Annotated in this window: 19 protein-coding genes and 3 pseudogenes; 16 read left to right on the top strand and 6 right to left on the bottom strand. The window is 59.1% G+C overall.

Going from position 1 to position 17,399, the window contains the following annotated elements; all coding sequences use genetic code 11:
• Positions 1-239: 239 nt before the first annotated feature.
• The 3 genes from OS190_RS17460 to OS190_RS17470 form a co-directional block, all read right to left on the bottom strand.
• Positions 240-950 carry an IS6 family transposase gene (locus OS190_RS17460; RefSeq protein ID WP_267160013.1) on the bottom strand — a complete coding sequence of 237 codons (711 nt, stop codon included), beginning with the start codon at positions 948-950 and terminating at the stop codon, positions 240-242.
• A gap of 184 nt (positions 951-1,134) precedes the next feature.
• On the bottom strand, positions 1,135-1,860 hold the full coding sequence (locus tag OS190_RS17465; protein WP_267160098.1) for a hypothetical protein: 726 nt from the start codon (positions 1,858-1,860) through the stop codon (positions 1,135-1,137).
• A 124-nt stretch (positions 1,861-1,984) separates the two neighbouring features.
• Positions 1,985-2,239, bottom strand: a complete 255-nt coding sequence (locus tag OS190_RS17470) for a hypothetical protein (protein ID WP_267160014.1) — start codon at positions 2,237-2,239, stop codon at positions 1,985-1,987.
• Positions 2,240-2,370: 131 nt separating this feature from the next.
• On the opposite strand from OS190_RS17470, the pseudogene OS190_RS17475 reads away from it, so the two are divergent.
• From OS190_RS17475 to OS190_RS17495, 5 genes and pseudogenes are all read left to right on the top strand, one after another.
• Positions 2,371-2,607: pseudogene (locus tag OS190_RS17475) on the top strand (transposase); the annotation flags it as partial.
• 242 nt (positions 2,608-2,849) lie between these two features.
• Positions 2,850-4,217, top strand: a complete 1,368-nt coding sequence (locus tag OS190_RS17480) for an IS110 family RNA-guided transposase (protein WP_267160015.1) — start codon at positions 2,850-2,852, stop codon at positions 4,215-4,217.
• A pseudogene (locus OS190_RS17485) lies at positions 4,218-5,129 on the top strand (IS3 family transposase); the annotation flags it as partial.
• Positions 5,130-5,147: 18 nt separating this feature from the next.
• Positions 5,148-5,957, top strand: a pseudogene (locus tag OS190_RS17490) (IS30 family transposase); the annotation flags it as partial.
• Positions 5,958-6,045: 88 nt separating this feature from the next.
• Entirely contained in the window at positions 6,046-6,741 is a 696-nt protein-coding gene (locus tag OS190_RS17495) for a hypothetical protein (protein ID WP_267160016.1), read from the top strand.
• Between the two features lie 413 nt (positions 6,742-7,154).
• Here the strand turns inward: OS190_RS17495 and OS190_RS17500 are convergent, their stop codons facing one another.
• From OS190_RS17500 to OS190_RS17510, 3 genes are all read right to left on the bottom strand, one after another.
• Entirely contained in the window at positions 7,155-7,382 is a 228-nt protein-coding gene (locus OS190_RS17500; protein WP_267160017.1) for a hypothetical protein, read from the bottom strand.
• Positions 7,383-7,548: 166 nt separating this feature from the next.
• Positions 7,549-7,806 (bottom strand): helix-turn-helix domain-containing protein, encoded by a 258-nt coding sequence (locus OS190_RS17505; protein ID WP_096873460.1) that lies wholly within the window; start codon positions 7,804-7,806, stop codon positions 7,549-7,551.
• A 124-nt stretch (positions 7,807-7,930) separates the two neighbouring features.
• Entirely contained in the window at positions 7,931-8,182 is a 252-nt protein-coding gene (locus OS190_RS17510) for a hypothetical protein (RefSeq protein ID WP_416237421.1), read from the bottom strand.
• Between the two features lie 212 nt (positions 8,183-8,394).
• On the opposite strand from OS190_RS17510, the gene OS190_RS17515 reads away from it, so the two are divergent.
• The 11 genes from OS190_RS17515 (at position 8,395) to OS190_RS17565 (ending at position 17,397) form a co-directional block, all read left to right on the top strand.
• Positions 8,395-8,748: a hypothetical protein gene (locus OS190_RS17515; protein ID WP_035252602.1), complete on the top strand. Its 354-nt coding sequence runs from the start codon at positions 8,395-8,397 to the stop codon at positions 8,746-8,748.
• A 43-nt stretch (positions 8,749-8,791) separates the two neighbouring features.
• Complete coding sequence (locus OS190_RS17520; RefSeq protein ID WP_267160019.1) at positions 8,792-9,406, top strand: lytic transglycosylase domain-containing protein; 615 nt, start codon at positions 8,792-8,794, stop codon at positions 9,404-9,406.
• A 107-nt stretch (positions 9,407-9,513) separates the two neighbouring features.
• Complete coding sequence (locus OS190_RS17525; RefSeq protein ID WP_027246639.1) at positions 9,514-9,798, top strand: TrbC/VirB2 family protein; 285 nt, start codon at positions 9,514-9,516, stop codon at positions 9,796-9,798.
• Positions 9,791-10,069 carry a VirB3 family type IV secretion system protein gene (locus OS190_RS17530; RefSeq protein WP_267160020.1) on the top strand — a complete coding sequence of 93 codons (279 nt, stop codon included), beginning with the start codon at positions 9,791-9,793 and terminating at the stop codon, positions 10,067-10,069. Before OS190_RS17525 ends, OS190_RS17530 begins: the two co-directional genes overlap by 8 nt.
• Positions 10,059-12,434 (top strand): VirB4 family type IV secretion/conjugal transfer ATPase, encoded by a 2,376-nt coding sequence (locus OS190_RS17535; RefSeq protein ID WP_267160021.1) that lies wholly within the window; start codon positions 10,059-10,061, stop codon positions 12,432-12,434. Before OS190_RS17530 ends, OS190_RS17535 begins: the two co-directional genes overlap by 11 nt.
• Positions 12,431-12,598 carry a hypothetical protein gene (locus OS190_RS17540; RefSeq protein WP_203199933.1) on the top strand — a complete coding sequence of 56 codons (168 nt, stop codon included), beginning with the start codon at positions 12,431-12,433 and terminating at the stop codon, positions 12,596-12,598. Before OS190_RS17535 ends, OS190_RS17540 begins: the two co-directional genes overlap by 4 nt.
• 55 nt (positions 12,599-12,653) lie before the next feature.
• Positions 12,654-13,742, top strand: a complete 1,089-nt coding sequence (locus tag OS190_RS17545; protein WP_267160099.1) for a lytic transglycosylase domain-containing protein — start codon at positions 12,654-12,656, stop codon at positions 13,740-13,742.
• The gene (locus OS190_RS17550; protein WP_267160022.1) at positions 13,742-14,551 is read left to right on the top strand and encodes a type IV secretion system protein; all 810 of its coding nucleotides are present in this window, start codon (positions 13,742-13,744) and stop codon (positions 14,549-14,551) included. The genes OS190_RS17545 and OS190_RS17550 overlap by 1 nt, the downstream gene beginning before the upstream one ends.
• A gap of 16 nt (positions 14,552-14,567) precedes the next feature.
• Positions 14,568-15,221: a VirB8 family type IV secretion system protein gene (locus OS190_RS17555; protein WP_267160023.1), complete on the top strand. Its 654-nt coding sequence runs from the start codon at positions 14,568-14,570 to the stop codon at positions 15,219-15,221.
• Entirely contained in the window at positions 15,221-16,021 is an 801-nt protein-coding gene (locus OS190_RS17560; protein WP_416237422.1) for a TrbG/VirB9 family P-type conjugative transfer protein, read from the top strand. Before OS190_RS17555 ends, OS190_RS17560 begins: the two co-directional genes overlap by 1 nt.
• Positions 16,018-17,397: a TraB/TrbI/VirB10 family type IV secretion system protein gene (locus tag OS190_RS17565; RefSeq protein WP_267160024.1), complete on the top strand. Its 1,380-nt coding sequence runs from the start codon at positions 16,018-16,020 to the stop codon at positions 17,395-17,397. Before OS190_RS17560 ends, OS190_RS17565 begins: the two co-directional genes overlap by 4 nt.
• Positions 17,398-17,399 lie beyond the last annotated feature (2 nt).

Below are 17,399 nucleotides of genomic sequence, written 5' to 3' on the forward strand. Positions count from 1 at the left end.
TGGCGCCTCTGACAAAGTAAGTTCCCCAATCTTTAGATTAGTAATAATTGGACCCTATAGTGCATAAGGTCATATGTATAGCCTTTATAGCTGCCAATAAAACCGAGTCAATAGCCCCGTCATCAGAATAGCTTCTGGATTGCGGACTACAGTTGCTTTGCCAAACGCGTCGAACCAGACCCCACACTAGTATTGCCAAGTTGTTGGCGTCAGATTGTGAAAAGTCGGCGAAAGCGTAGTTATGGCGTCATTTCAGCAGCGTTGTCAGCCCAGAGACTGAATGCAACGTAGCGGGCGTGGCGGTATGAAGATGCGGTGAGTTGGTAACGGCGGGGGCGGAAGATTAAGTTGATCTGGTCATCAGCAGAGACGAACCGTTGAGCCTGCCGGTGGGATTTGAACCGGCCCATTATTTTCTCTCGTTTTTGGGTCGGCCGGCGCGACACCTCGATCGCGTTGTTTAAGCCTTTGTGGGCGCGGTGGTCAGGGTGCGGTGCCAGCATCTTGATCGGCTTGATGTAACTGCGCGACTTGTCCGTGATGACGACCCTTGGCTCGCCAAACCGGGCTACCAATCTTTGGGATAATCGCCTTGCCGCTTTGGCATTCCGGCGCGTTTGTACAAGAATATCAAGAACGTCTCCCCTCGCGTCGATCGCGTGCCACAGCCAGTGCTTCTTGCCACGGATCGTGATCACGACTTCGTCCACATGCCACTTGTCGTTCGGTGGCGATCGATCCCGATGGATGCAATCTAAAAAATGTCGGCCAAAACAATTGGTCCAGAGCCGGACCGTTTCCCGGCTGACAATCACACCCCGCGCAGCCAACAGGTCTTCAACATCAGCCGTGCTTAGGTCTAACCGGTGGTACGCCCAGACCGCGTAAACAATGGCCTCACGAGGATAACGGAAGCCCTTTAGGCGCGGCCTATCAGTTGGAATATTCATCAGAGGGCGATGCCCAAATCAAACGCGATAAACAACTTGGCAATGGCCTTTGGACGGAAGACGCCCGCTGAGGTCTTCCGCGGAAAAATGATGGAAGAGTTGAGCCTCAACCCCTACCCTCAGAGACTACAGGATCCGCAGTTCAGATATTGCTCACATATTATGGTATTATCCTCAAGAGCGATCAGTAGTTGGCCTGCTCGTAGCCGTAGTTGCCCTCATAATCCCGCCAATCGACGAACACCGAACGGTGATGGATGCTCGGACAATTTTCACCCCACCTCTCGAGACCCACATGGGCCTTCGGCAAGGTACTGATCGATGATCGCCGCCAAGAGAAATCGCCCTGTGTCCCGTAGGTCCCGAGTACAACGACCGCACTCCTCTCGCAGTCGCCTTCGCTACCTGCCTGATATTGATGAGCATAACGCACATCAAAGACTCGTATCGAGCGCACGAAGCTGAACTCCGGCCCGCTGATGTCAATATCGGCGCGATCTTTGACCAGCCGAAGAGTAAAATCATTGATCAAATCACCGGCTTCAACCCTTTCCGCAGAGATGACCCTCGTTGGCGGAAGATCGGCTTCCTGCGATGGAGCAACAGCAATCGTCTGGAGCAGCGGAATACGCGGTCTGTCGAACAGAATATCATAGATGCGACCATCATCGTCGCCAGTGCCTTCACTGTCGTAGGATGCACCCATCGGGCAGCGCCAGATCTGCAACGGAGGCTCTACCGGCCAGGGCGTAATCCTTCGGATGAATTCCGCGCGGGCGCGTGAACATGGCACCGATGCCGGCCAACCGCCCGAGAGACATAGCAGGATTGCGCAATCGATTGGATAGGTTTGAGCGCTCGTTCGTTCCACCGTCCCTACGAAGAATGTAGTAGCTAAAGAGACTAACATCGCGATACGGCTAAGGGCTTTGGTCATGGGGAGTGTCCTACAGGTTCGGCTGCTTGATCATCTTTGCATCGTCGTATATTGAATCTTACTATAATATACTTTTGAATTCTCAGTTTGATATCTGTCAAGAGCCGCTACTTTGAGTTTTTCCATCAACAGTCGAAAGCGCTTCAAGGAATTCGGCCACGTCCACCGGCATCGACGATTTCGGATCTTCGAGCACTTCCGGGAGAAACACTGGCTCAATAGCCCCGGCAACACCCTCTTCGCCGAGCCACAGCACAGACAAGTCAGAAGAGTTCCACAAATAGACCCAGCCGACCGTGCGCTTCTTATCTTTGCCAAGCAACCGGGCAATGGGCTTCGCTTCTTCTTTCAACCGTCTCACCGCCGCATTCACTCCAGTTTCAGCGAACGAGCATTACCTCGATCGTTGCCAAGTAGATTTCTCTGAGGTGCCCCTAGATTTGTAGACGCGTTGCCCCCTAACTTTGAGGCAAGGAGGCCGACATGGGGACAAGCAATTACAGCGACGAGTTCAAGCGGGACGCGGTGCATCAGATCACGGTGCGGGGCTATCCGGTGGGGGAGGTGTCCCGGCGTCTGGGCGTCAGCACGCATTCCCTATACAAATGGTTGAAGCTGTTCGCGGAGCCGGCTCCGATGCCTGGCGTGGACCATGAAGCCGAGAACCGTCGGCTGAAGCGGGAGCTGGCCCGGGTCACCGAGGAGCGCGACATCCTAAAAAACCGTTCCGGGTTTTGGCCCGCCTGTGCGCGGTAGAAACAGCCCGTGCTAGTGTTGCTCTATGAAGGGCAGCGGCCGTTCGCTTATTGGTGGTCTGCCTTTGGGCAGAACCCCGTTAAAAAACGTGGTCCATGGGTTGATGCGGACTTGAGAGTGGTGACGCTGTTGTACGGTGATCCCGGTTAGGAAGATGACGGATTTGCATAGCCCACGCCCTTCTGTTGCCAACAGGAGGACAGAAGATGGCGAAGCAAAAGACCCACAAGACGCCAGCGATTGAGACCGTGAACATCGGCGCTGCTGCTGTTGATATCGGTTCACGAGAGCACATGGCGGCGGTGAACCCCGACGCGACCGATGACCCGGTTCGCGCGTTTGGCACCTTCACCCATGACCTGCATAATCTTGCTGATTGGTTCAAAACGCACGGTGTTACCAGCGTTGCGATGGAATCCACGGGTGTCTACTGGATTCCGGCTTACGAGATACTTGAGCAGCACGGCTTCGAAGTCATACTGGTCAACGCGCGCTATGCCAAGAATGTCCCAGGCCGCAAAACCGACGTAAGCGATGCCAGTTGGTTGCGACAGCTGCATTCCTACGGTTTGCTACGTGGCAGTTTCCGCCCATCAGCTGAGATTGCCACACTGCGGGCGTACCTGCGCCAACGGGAGAGGTTGGTAGAGTATGCGGCGGCCCATATCCAACACATGCAGAAAGCGCTGATGGAAATGAACCTGCAACTGCATCACGTTGTGTCTGACATCACCGGTGTAACCGGAATGAAGATCATCCGCGCGATCGCCGCAGGCGAACGGGATTTGGACGTCTTGGCATCTCATCGCGATGTTCGATGTCGCGCATCTGTTGAGACAATCAAAGCTGCCCTGAACGGTAACGATCGTCCGGAGCACCTCTTCGCGCTGTCCCAATCACTGGAGCTCTATGACTTCTACAAAGGCAAAATGCTGGAATGCGATCGCCATCTTGAGGCTACGCTAGCCGAACTGGGCGCAGACCAAGATCACGACCCCAGCCAGCTACCCCGTCCACGCACAAAGACCAAGCAGGTCAGCACGCCGTCATTTGATGTACGCGCGGCGCTGTTTGGAGTTCTTGGAGTTGATCTGACAGAGATCCATGGGATGGGACCTTCACTATCGCTCAAGCTGGTTGGGGAGTGTGGGACTGACCTGCGCGCATGGCCAAGTGCCAAGCACTTCACGTCATGGCTGTGTCTGGCACCGGGCAACAAAATATCTGGTGGAAAGATGCTGTCGTCTCGGACGCGACGGTCATCGAGCCGCGCCGCTGCACTCTTACGATTGGCCGCTGTTACAATCGGACGAAGTGATACTGCTCTTGGCGCATTTTATCGACGGTTGGCCGCCCGAGCAGGCAAGGCCAAGGCAGTCACTGCGACGGCGCGCAAGATTGCAGTTTTGTTCTATAACACCTTGCGACATGGCATGACCTACACAGATCCCGGCGCATCACATTATGAGGAACGGTACCGCAACCGCGTCCTTGGTAACTTAAAGCGTCGCGCCAGGTCATTCGGATATGATTTGCACGAACTGCCTGCCGAGATTGATATGGCTGTTTCTTAGGAAGGCAACGGCGTACTTCGCGCGCGAGTCCCAATGAAGTACGCCTTCATTCAGGCGCATCGTGACGAGTTCGGCGTCCGGGCCATGTGCCGGGTGCTGCGGGTCCATTTCAGTGGCTTCTACGCATGGCTTAAGGAACCGTTAAGCCAGCGTTCGCAGGAGGACATTCGTCAGACCGAGCTGATCCGGCAGGCCTGGGCCGACAGCGGCAAGGTCTACGGCTACCGCAAACTGGCCGACGATCTGCGCGACGAGGGCGAACGGATTTCCGAGAACCGAGTGGCGCGGCTGGCATCGCTGGCCGGGATCGCCGCGCAGATCGGCTACAAGCGGCGTCCCGGCCGCTATGGTGGCAAGCCTGCCATCGTCGCTAAGAACAGGCTGGAGCAGCGGTTTCAGGCGTCTGCGCCCGATCAGGTATGGGTAACCGATATCACCTACATCAGAACCCACGAGGGCTGGCTGTACCTTTGTGTCGTCATCGATCTGTTCTCCCGCCGTGTCGTCGGCTGGTCGGCTCAATCCCGCATGACCACCGATCTGGCCTTGCAGGCTCTACTGATGGCCGTTTGGCGGCGAAAGCCTGATGGCAAGGTTATGGTGCATTCCGACCAAGGCTCCCAGTTCACTAGCCGGGAATGGCAGTTGTTTCTTCGCCAGCACGATCTGGAACCCAGCATGAGCCGACGTGGCAACTGCCACGACAACGCCGTCGCAGAGAGCTTCTTCCAGCTGCTGAAACGGGAACGGATCAGGCGTCGTACCTACCCGACCCGTGAAGCCGCAAGGCAGGACGTGTTCGAGTACATCGAGATGTTCTACAATCCGAAGCGCAAGCACACGAACAACGGCATGCTGTCGCCCGTTGACTTCGAAATCAGACAGCTCAAACTGAACAAGGCAGGTTTCTAGGAAACTAGGGGCACCTCAGTTGCGCAACGTGCAGCATCTCAAAGACGCGCGCGCCGTCGCAAGCTCGTGCGTCTCGCCGGACTGCGCAAAGCTGTGATCAAGCAGCTTAAAGAAGGTTGGTCGCCTGAACAGATCGCAGGTCGATTGCAGTTTGAAGGCCAATCCGTGCGCGTGAGCCACGAGACCATCTACGCCTATGTTTACGGCCCGGATGGTCGTTCCAAACAATTGGCGCGGCACCTTCCGAGTCGCCGTAAGAACCGCAGGTCGCGATACGCAAGAAGACCCAGAGGTCAGGTATTTCCGCCAGATCGGTCCATTCATCAACGTCCTGAGCACGTGAAAACCCGAGAAACTTTCGGCGAATGGGAGGGTGATCTGATGATCTTCGAGCGCGCTCAGGGCAAGATGAACGTCGCCTCACTGGTTGAGCGCAAGACCCGTTTTGCTGTCTTGTTCCGCAACAACGACCGTAGTTCGACCCACTTCATAAACAAGCTGATGGGTGTGATGGAACCCCTCCCCCAAACCGCGCGCCGGTCGATCACCTTTGATCGTGGCTTTGAGTTCCGGGAGTGGCGCAAGCTTAAGCCAGGGATCGGAACGGAGGCTTGGTTTTGTGATCCACAGGCGCCATGGCAAAAGGGTTCTGTCGAAAACCTAAACAAGCGAGCACGGCGCTATCTTCCACGCGATGCGCCCGTGGCCGCGCTCACAAATCGAGATATGAAGTCGATTTGCGAGCGCTTGAACGGCACCCCCAGAAAGTGCCTGGGCTGGCGGACGCCGACTGAGGCGTTCAGGGAAGAACTGATGAAACTGAGATAGCGGAAACCGTCGCAACGACCCTTGAGAGTCCAGTTGCGATGGTATATTTTCGTATGTATGCTGAGGTCTGTCACAGAGGGTCCTCAGCATGCGTCATTTACTCAAGAAGCTTCTCCCCTCGGTCGTAGTCGCTTTAACCGTGACAGGCCTTTCGCTACCGATGTCCGCCCGAGCGCAGACATACCCGATCGATTGCGCGATCCTCTTGTGTCTCTCTGGCGGTTGGCCTGCTTCAGTTCCTTGCGCCCGAGCCCGCGCCGAATTCATTCGGCGGATTACGCCCTGGCCGGTGGAACCGCCACTGCAAATCTGGCGCTGTCCCATGGGCGCCTCCTATGAGAGCGATCGGCTATCAAACAACGCTGGCCGCATCTTCGAGATCTTGTACCGGCCCGATAGCCGTAGACCACTCCAATCCTTGCCAGTCGACGATATCGTTCTCGCCGACCGGGCCCTCCAGCTTATTCAGGACCGCGCGGACATCGATATCAGCGGACCTGAATTCAATTTCGTGCGGTCCATCCGTGTCTATGATGTCCGGTATGCGCGACAGCATGAATCTGGACGTGACGGCGACTGCAACCGTAGCGCCACCGTGGTCCTCGGCACATACGGAACCCAAGGCGACTTCGCCTGGCAGAGGTCCTCCATCACCGCCCTACCCTCCGCCCATATCGGTCTTGAACGCTGGGGCCAGAATTGCCCCGGCATCTATCACCGTTCCGTCTTCGTCGACTGGCGTGACTATGAAGGGAACTACGGCTTTGAGCAGGTGAACTACTAGCGCCTAGAAAGACAGCGTTGGCATTCATCCGTATTGACCTAAGTGCTCTGGGTTACTCAATTACCGGTCGTTCGCTGCTGACGATGCCAAAGTCTGTAGAGCGGGACTAAACGTACTTTCGCTGCGACTGCGCCAATGGCGGCTTTCGATGAAAGCACCCGGTCATAAACGGTCGTTTTTGTCACTAAGGTTAATATCGCCGAAATCATTGGAAAACATTGCGCCACAAACCCTTGGCAAACCTCGGTTTGATTTTGTCACGTTTTTGGCTACGGCCTAAGGAGCGGACTTTGGTGCACGGCGCAGCATTGGTCATTATGGGCTCAGAGTCCGCATTCGCCGCGTTCGGCTCCAATGTCTGGTATGCTCGCGGACCCTATCCATCAATATGAACTGGCGGCTACCTGAGAGGCCTATTTGCTGTCGCCGCTTCCGATCCGCTTCAAACCGTCGAAGTCGATTTCCTGCTTCTGTTCCGCAGTGAGATCCGGCCGGATTTCCGATACCGGCTGGGGCCCGTGGACGTCCCACATCACCGCATGCGCGCCTGTAGTCCAGCGATATACCCAACCAACAATGCTGTCCCCATCGGTCCCGATCAGATTGGCGATCGCGACGCCTTCACCATTATCATCGTCCACTGTTTACTGACTTCCTGCACTTTGGCGCTGCAATCGCGGCATCGTGTTCTCAGGCTTCGCCTGCACAGCATGACGCAATTGGTGGATGTTTGCTGACTACTTCTCTTGAAGGAGCTCACTTCACATGGGGACGTCCAATGCGGTACGCCCCAAAATTTCTTTGCTCTCAAATCTTGTGGTCGGGCTCCGTGGCGGCTTCGACGATCGCCAATATCTCGAAAGGGTCAAACCCAACGGCGCGGGACAATGCGATGAGCTCGACGACGTCGATCCGGCGCTCTCCGCTTTCGACACGGGCCACGAATGACTGGTGATGCCTGAGTTTGACTGCCAATTCTTTCTGGCTGAGTCCTGCTTTATTCCGAGCGTCGACCAACGCCTGGCACAGAGCCTCCTGACCTTTGCTTCTGATTGTTTTTGCCACGCGTCACATACCTTTTGTGACGTCGCTAGCGGATGAAATCTGTTATCTAAAAAGTAGATATTTGAGGGTGTTATCGGCGTCTGATTTCCAAGGGATGCAAGTCTGGTGCATGCCCAGTGGCCCATCAATCCCCCACCAGTTCTAAAAACCGGCCGTAGTCCTGGCTGACCTCACGGGCTTCCTCGAAAGCACGCGCACGCTCCTGCTCGAGGCAGCGAAAGTGGTCCTGAATGTCCGTGATGTAGACATCGAAGTCCCGCCGTATGATATCGGCGTAGTCTCGGGCGGCGTGCGAATCGCTGGGGACGAATGGCCGAACCGGGGCGAGGCAAGAGTTCGCCAGGCATGCGACCGGAACGAGAATCAGTAAGGCCATAGCATGCATTGTCACCAACCGGCTCAACCGTAAGTTTCTGAAACTCCTATTTTCCTTGATAGACGCCAATGGCCGTGCCTAGAGTTTGAGTAACCGAGATACAGCCGTATCTGCCGCATTATATCTTGCGGTCGTTAATATACTATCGTAACACCGGGCTTCAAGTAGGAATGCCCGGAAGTTGCGTCTTTGCAGAAAGCGTGAGCCGGGCCATGAACTGGGACATCGAAGCACCAAATGTGGTTACGGAAGCACGTTTCCGCGAACTCGTGGAAAGCGGCTATAACGCTGAAATCCTGTGCCAGGAGTCGGCACACAAAAAGGGCCCGAGTTATTACGGAGTCTGGATCATGCGTGTCGTCTCTGACGAAGGCGTGGAAAAGCTGCTGGTCACGGCCCGCACCCGGACGACCTATAACGACATCAAGATCCGCGAGTTCAAAACCATCACGGGCGTGGTGTCCTTCCTCATCGGGATCGGCTTCTCCCATGCCGATGTGCCACTCGAGGAAGGCCAGCGGACGACACACAAACTGGCTGCAACCGACAAGGGCGGCAGCAAATAGCCTTCTCCTTTGCTGGTTACTGGCGGGTCCCGCTGCTGCGCAATTGGTGTTGGTCATGGATAGCGATGGCTCTCTGACCCCGTCCCGTTCCCAGGAAAGGTTTGCCCGCAATTACAATGACGGTATCGGTCAGGGGTCCGCAGCTGATGAGCTGGCGATCCTCGGTGAGACTGACCTTGAGCCAGACAAAATCCAGATGGCAGCCCTCGCCCGTCCGGCACCCCTGCCCCGCGCCGATGTACTGGCGGCCATCGAGGCCACCGCTCTTCGTTACGCCGGGCATCCAGGGTTGCGCCGCACGAATCTCTCAGTCCGAGATTGGCTGACCCTCTACCGCGCCAATATCGAGGTCGAAAGCGCCTATCGACAGGATGCGGTATCAAGCGTAGGCGCCATCGGCCTTGGTCAATTGATGCCTGCGACGGCGCGCGATCTCGGCGTCGACCCACGTAATCCGCTGCAGAATCTCGACGGCTCCGCCCGCTACCTCGCGATGATGCTGGAAACTTTTGGCGATCCGCGTCTCGCACTCGCTGCCTACAACGCCGGGCCCGATGCGGTCCGCCAGTATGGCGGCATCCCCCCCTACCGAGAAACCCAGAACCACGTGGCGCGTGTCATGGCCGTCGTGGCCCGATTGGAAGGATCAAATTCATGATGTCCCAACCTTTTTGGAAATCATTCCTCAAAACACTTATCGGCAATGTCACGAGAGCGCGCAGCGCGACAGTGCATTGGCGATACTGCATTTTCCAAACAAGTTGGATTTCAAACCTCTTTGTTGCATCGCTCGCGCTCTTCCTGCTGATCGCCGAACCCGCCCTTGCCCAAAGCATCGACCTCTCTCCGATCCAGAGCCTCTTGCAGGGCATCGTCGATGCGCTGACCGGCCCGCTTGGCGTCGTCATCGCCACGCTCGCCGTGCTCGGTGTTTTCCTGAGCTGGTTCTTCAACATTATCGATCTGCGACAGGCCCTCTGGGTTCTCGTCGGCATCGCCGGTGTTGCCGCCGCTCCCACCATCGTTGCCGCGGTCTTTGCCGGTGGCTGAGCGCTCGCCCCTCTTTCTGGGCCTTGTGCGGCCGCCCAAGCTTCTGGGCCTGCCCATCATGTACGCGATGGTCTGGCTCTTCGGCTCGGTACTGCTCTTCGTCTGGGTGCAGCACGTCGCGGTACTGGGCGTGGCCGCCCTTCTCTATCCCGTGCTTTGGAAGGCCGCGGATTGGGACCCGCGCTTCATCGACGTGATGATGACGGCGCTGCAGGAAACGCCACCGACGCGGAACCGCTCGATTCACGGCGGGGACAGCTATGCGCCCTGACAATGCGTTGGATGAAACCCTCGATCTCCGCACAATGACGCCGGACTGGTATGCGCGCGAAACCCGTCTCGCGTATATGCTCCCATACGTGAGCTTGGTCGACAACCGCACCGTGCGGACCCGGGTCAACGAGCTTTTCCAGTGCATCCGGCTCGACGGGGTCAATAGCTACACGACCGATGACGCCTATCTCGACAAGGTGACAGCGCTCTTTGCCCGGATCATTGCGCAATTGGGGCCGGAGTTCAGCTATTACGTCCATAAGGTCTCGAAGGCGATCACGCCGGACCTCGAGCCTCTACGCGAGGACAGTTTTGCTGGAGAAGTTGACCGACTTTGGCGCAAGAAGCTCGAGAGCAGCGGGTTGCGCGACAAAACCCTGACGCTCACGGTCATTCACCGCCCGCCCCCGAAAAGCGTCCTGCAGTTCCTGAATCGCAGCGCGCCGGATCGGCTGAAAGAGGCAACCGAGAAACGCCTTCGCCGATTGGGCGAGGCCATGAGTGTGTTCGTGTCGGGCCTGACGGAGCTGAATCCACGCGTGCTAACAGCCAAAAGCGGCGAGTTGATCGGCTTTTTGGGCGCGCTCAATACCGGCAAGGAATTGCCGCTCTATCCGGCGAACACCTACGGCTTCCTGTCCTTCAACGTGGCCAACACCCGCGTGACGTTTCAAGGCGATCATTTCGAGCTTTCCGAAGGCGTCGTGGGGCATCGCTACGGCAAGAGTTTCACCATAGGAGAATACTCGGAAGGCACCTCCTGCACCATGTTTGACATGCTGAACCTGCCGGTCGACATGATCGTCACGCATTCCTTCACGCCGATCAATTCGAATCTCATGGCCGGCCGCATCAAACGGCAAAAGCGCCAGATGCAGGCCAGCCAGGATGCGGCCCTATCGCTCCTGGAAGCCCTCGATATCGCCGCCGATGATCTCGAAGCCAAGCGCCAGAGCTTCGGCGAGCACCATATGGTTGTGACGCTCTTCTGCGACACGCTCGAAGAGCTGCAGACGCTGAGCGCCGAGATCGTGAACGCCGCCGCGACCGAAGGCGTGAAGATGATCGGCGAGAGGGTCGCGGCCAAGGCGCATTATCTCAGCCAGCACCCCGGCAACCAGCCCAAGCGCGTCCGCGCCAGCGCCGTCACCAATCGCAACTTCGCGGATTTCGCGGCCTTCCACCGGACGCAGCTCGGCAAACCGTCCGCGCAAACCCCTTGGGGCCGGGTCATCACCTATTTGCCCACGCCGGAGCAGAGCGCCTACCGGTTTTCCTATCACGAGCATGGCAGCCCGGACAAAGAACCGACCAGCGGGCATACCCTGATCATGGGACGGCCCGGGGCGGGCAAATCGGTGCTGTCGGCCTTCCTGATGACCCAGGCCCGTCGCGCAGGGGCGCGGATCTTCGTCTTCGATTACCGGCTCGGTATGGAGATGGCGGTCCGCGCCAATGGTGGGCGCTATGCGTCTTTGAAAGCCGGGCAACCCACGGGCCTCAACCCGCTCTGGACCGAAACCGATACGCGCGGCACGGCCTGGCTTTCAGACTGGCTCGCCACCCTGCTCTATCGCGCAGACAAGCCGCTCACGCCGGCACAGACCAACCGCATTCAGGAGGTCGTGCGCCAGAACGCCCAAGCCGCGAACCCGGCCCTGAGAAACTGGCGAGATTTCGCATCGCTGTTTGTGTCCACCGATGATGGCGGCGATCTGCACCAGCGCTTGCTCGAATGGACTGAGGAGGGCCGCTACGGCTGGATCTTCGGACAGACGCTGGAAGACACCTTCTCGCTCGAAGGCGATGTGGTCGGGTTCGATCTCACCGGCATTCTCGACAGCGAGGCCGAGAAGGAGCGGATGGCGGTCCTGTCCTATCTTTTCCGCCGGGTCGAGCGCGAGATCGAGGACCGCCGCCCCACCATCATCGTGATCGATGAGGCCTGGAAGGCGCTCGACAATGCTTATTTCGCCGAGCGGTTGTCGAACTGGCTCGTGACCGCGCGCAAGCAGAACACCGTCGCGGTGATGATGACGCAATACGCCAGCCAGCTCGAGCGTACCCGGACCGGCAAGACCATCGTCGAGGCCGTGCCGACGCAAATCCTGCTCCCGAACATCCGTGCCCATGCGTCCGATTACGCGATGCTCAATCTCTATGAGAAGGAACTCGACGTGCTTCTCAACACCGGCAGCGACAGCCGTCTCGCCCTCATCCGTGACGACCAGGGCTCCATCGTCGTTGATGCCGATCTGAGCGCGCTCGGACCCAATCTCACCATCCTCGGCGGCATGGAAAAAGGCGAGGCGCTCGTTGGCGCCGATTACCGTGACCGCCCAGACTTTTGGAGGCTTTTATGACACGCATTCTTTTGTTGTTCGCCGCACTCAGCGCTTTGGCCTCCTGCGCCCAATACCAGGGACCGCAGGCCAATTGCTTTACCTTCCTCGCCTCAACGGTGCCAGTCGCGCCGGATTGCAGTTTCACGCCTCTCGGCGCACCGGTGGGCGACATTGATGTCTAGGCTGCCTCATATCCTGGCCCTTTGCCTGCTGCCCGGTCTCGCCCTGTCCCAAGGTGTGCCGACCAATGACAGTGGGCTGACCGCGCGTGACATCGTCGAAACAGGTGATCGCGAGGCCGACCTCGCGATCCAAGCTGACAAGCTTGCCGTACGTGAACTCATCGCCGAAATCGAGCGCGAGCAATTGGCCACCCTCCAGCGCATCCTCGATGCCCAAACCAGCTTCGGCGGTCAGGGCTTGCCAGCCATGGTCTCTGGTCTGGAAAGCGGAAGCGGCGATCCGGACCGCTCCGTCGAGGCGGTCTATGGCACGGGTGAGATCGATCCCAATCCCGGCGGCGCGCAGATGTTCGGCGACGCCGCACAAAACATCGAGCAGCTCATCATCCGTGTCGCCCAGGAAACCAGCGGCTTTGCGGGAGTTGCCCGCGCAGGGCTCTCACCCGTCCAGTGGCGCGCACTCCTACAGGCGCTCATCTGGCAGGAAAGCCGGTTTACGATCCGGGCTCGTTCGCCCAAAGGGGCCTTCGGTCTCACCCAGATCATGCCGGGCACCGCGAGCGATCTCGGCATTAACCCGGAGTACTATGATAGCCCGTACTTGCAGGTGCAGGGCGGCGCACGCTATCTCGCGACGCAGCTGAACACATTCGATGGCAACATCATCAACGCGCTCGCGGCCTATAACGCCGGACCCGGTCGCGTGTTCGAGTATGGGGGCGTGCCACCCTTCGCGGAGACCCAGCACTACGTTCAGGTCATCCCCGAACGCTACAATCTCTATTTGAGCCGTATCGGCGGGATCGAAGCGCTCGGCACGATTGATCCGGTGCTTCTCGCCAATGCCAACCTCTCGATCACCGGGCATGGCGCGGCCTTCTATGGCAACAACGCGCCCGCCGCGATCCGGCGGGCCGCCCTCCGCATAGCGGATATCGTCGAGCAGATTTCCGAAACGGAAGACGTACAGGAAAGCATCGCACTCAACACCTATGCCCGCGCCGAACTCGTGCGCCTCGTCGCAGCCCGCGTCCGGCTACAGGCGGCGCGCACCCGCGTCCTCTCCTCCGAAGAGCTGGCCCAGGCCAGCGCGCGCATGGCCGAGGGCGCATTCATGGAATTTACGATCAGGGAGATAGACTGATGAGACATCTACTCATGAGAACGGCCTTGGCCACGACACTTGGGATTGGCCTGCATTGCGGAGCCCTCTCCCCTGCCATGGCGCAAGGCGTTCCTGTCGTCGACACTCAGAACATCGCGCAAAACATCCAGCAGCTCCGGCAGATGATCGAAGACGAGATCCTGCAAAACGAGCAGCTGACGCAGCTCCGCGAACAGCTTGCGACACTCACGGAACAACTCGCGGAGCTGCAACGGACCTACGAAGCTCTCACCCGCCTCGCCGAACTACCGGAAATCATCCGCACCGAGATGGAGGACGAGCTGAACGGCCTGCTCGATCAGGAATTCGGCGACATCCTCGCCACCATCGAGGCCATCAAGACGGGTGACTTTTCAGGCCTGTCCGGCTCCGGTGCAGGCGAGATCGAAACCCAGATGGACCGGGTTTTGGCCGATCTCGGCTTTGACGATGACACGCTCTCGGAAATGGCCACCAGCGGCAATCCCGGAGCCAATCGCGTTGCCACGCAAGCCACCACCGGCGCGCTCGTCTCGGCGGCGGCCCAGAACAGCTATGAGGACGCAGGCCAATCATTGGAACGGGTCGACCGCCTCGTCGGGCTCATCGATGACATGGACGAACTCAAGGAAAGCATTGATCTCAACACGCGCGTGACGGCGGAACTGGCGATCGCGCTCGTGGCCATGTGGCAGCTCGAAGCGGTGCAGACCGTGGGCGACGGCACGGGCGGCGTGATCGATGCCGCAACCATCGCCGAAGAGCAGCGGTTTATGGACTTCACGCTGCCCGAGTTGCGGGCAGATTGATCAAGGGTTTTGACAGGTGGCGAGTGAACAGGAAATCATCGAGGAAGAGCTGGTCTATGGTGCGCTGCGCCGTGAACGGCTCTGGCAGCGGCTTGGGCTCATCGGCCTGATCTTCGGCATCCTCGGATGCCTGAGCGCCGCGGCTGTCGCAATCCTCGATGTCGACCCGCCTCCCGTCGTTGTCCCCTATGATCCCGCCACCGGCTTTGCTCTCCCCGAGGCCTCGGTGGGCGCTTCCTCGGTGACCGCAAATCAGGCGATCATCGAGGCGGAGGTCTTCCGCTATGTGACCGACCGCGAGGTCTACAATCAGCTCGACAACGATCTGCGCATCCGCAGCGTCTTGCGACGCTCGGACGGGGCGGCCGAAAGCGGGTTGCGCCAGATCTGGAACAGCGCCAACGATAACTACCCGCCAACGATCTATGGCCCCAATGCGCGGCTCGACGTGGAAATCCTCAGCATTAACCGGATCGGCACCAACCGCGCCACGGTCCGCCTGCGCAAGCGCCTGACATCCATCAATGGCGTCCAAACCGGGCTTTTCACCGCCACGCTTCTCTTCGAGTTCCGCCCCGAAACCCGCCGCTCCATCGACGAGGTCTGGACCAACCCCTTCGGCTTCACGGTCCTCGAATATTCCATCCGCTCCGACAGATTGGAGAATTAATGCGTTTCTGGAATTCACTTCAAAATATCTTGTCGCCAATGTCCCGAGAGCGCGCAGCGCGGCAGGGTATTGGCGACGCAACTCATTCCGGAAACGCATGTTTGTTGCTCGTACAAATTGCTGTTGTTGTCCTTGTCGTTTTGCTGCCAGTCCTTGCCTTCGCGGAAGCCATTCCGCGCGGTGGCCCCAATGACAGCCGCGTGCGCTTGGCCACCTACCAGGAAGGTCAGGTCTATCGACTGAATGTCTCGCTCACCCATGTGACCACGATCGAGTTTGGCGAGGGCGAGAGCATCCGCTCGATCATCGCAGGGGACACCGAGGGCTTCGAGATCGATGGTGTGCCGGGCGGGCAAGCCTTCGCGATCAAGCCCGTCGCGCGCGGGGTGCATACCAATGTCACGGTCTATACCAACCGCCGCAGCTATTATTTTAACGTCCAGGAGACCCGCAGCCCGACCTTCTACGTGGTCCAGTTCCGCTATCCCGAAGACAATGTACGGCCCACGCGTGCCATCGCGGCCCAAGCACCGAACTACAATTACGGGGCCAGCGCGCGCACCGAGTTCACCCCGACCCGCGTCTGGGATGACGGAAACTTCACGTATTTCGCCTTTCCGAGAAACGCGCCTGTGCCGGCGATCTTTCGGTACGCGAATGGCCGAGAGCGAACGGTCAACACGCAGGCCACCGAGGACGGCGTGATCCGGGGCTCCGGGGTGAACAGGCAATGGGTGCTGCGGATCGGGGACGAGGTGGTCTGTATCGAGGCCACACCACCTGCGGGGGGAGGCTCATGAGCGACACCGGAAACGCAGACCTCGAGAAACGCCTCGCTGCTCTAGAACAAGGCAAGGGCGCTGGTTCGCCCCCTGCCCCACGGCGCTCACCGCTGCTCGCTTTGGTCGTCGTCCTCGTGATCGGCGCGGGCGGTCCACTGCTCTATCTCCTGTCCCAACCCGAGGAAGAGGAAGCCCTTCCCACGGCCACGCCGGACGTGTTCCAGAACGAAGGCGACGGGTTCGGCGCCATCGAAACCTTGCCCCCGGCCGAGCCCGAGGTTGTGTTCGTCGCACCCGATCCGGTCGAGCCCAATGCCGAGCTTCTGGCGCAACTCGCCGCCCTTCAGGCTCAAATTGAGGAGTTGCGCAATGCGCCCGAACCCGTCGTCGAGGAAGACACGGCTGCCGCCGAAGCCATCGATGCACTGACCGCCCAAATCGCGGCTCTGCAATCGGCCTCAGAATCCGCGCAACAGCAGTTTCGCGATGAGCTCACGGCGCGGGATCGCAGCCTTGAGCAGTTGCGCATGGATCTGGAACTGGCCCAACTCGAGGCCAGCCGACCGCAACCCGCCCCAGCGGGCCCCACGGAGGATGAGCTGCGCGCACGCGAGCAAGAGCGACTGCGCCGCGAGGAAGAAGCCCGGCGCATGGCCGAGCTGGAGCGCCGCGCCGCGGAGGAACGCGCCTTCCAGGAGCGGCGCATCGCCTCACCAACCATCGCCTTTGGTGGCACGTCCGGAGCGAATGAAACGGCTTTGACCGAACGCACCTTCGGCGAGGTGACGGATTTCGTGCTGAACGGTGCGTTGCCCTCCACCGTGACACAGGCCGAGGTGATCGCCAATCCCTCCAACACCATCGTGCAGGGCACCATGATCCAGGCCGTCATGGAAACCGCCCTCGACAGCTCCCTACCCGGCCAGACCCGTGCCGTGGTGTCCGAGGATGTCTACAGCGTCGATGGCGCGCGCCTCTTGATCCCCCGCGGATCCCGCCTCATCGGGCGCTACCGCGCTGGCGTCGATATCGCGCAGCGCCGCGTGACGATCGCGTGGGACCGGATCATCCTGCCTGACAACCAGACCGTCCAGATCAGCTCCTTCGGAGGTGATGAACGGGGCCGCTCCGGTGTCACCGGCTTTGTGGACACACGCTTTGCCGAGCGTTTCGGGTCGGCTGCCCTGATCTCGCTGATCTCGGCCGCGCCAAGTGCCGGCGCCTCCGAGGTCCAGGATGAGACTGCCGCCGACGTTCTCGAAGACGTTGGCGATGATCTGGCAGATGCGACGGACAGCGTCATAGGCGATTACCTCTCCATCGGCCCCGTCATCTATGTCGACCAGGGCGCCCGTGTCACGGTCATGGTCGACCGCGATCTGGAGATATTCTGAGC

This window comes from Sulfitobacter sp. F26204, from assembly GCF_026410305.1.
Lineage (GTDB): Bacteria > Pseudomonadota > Alphaproteobacteria > Rhodobacterales > Rhodobacteraceae > Sulfitobacter.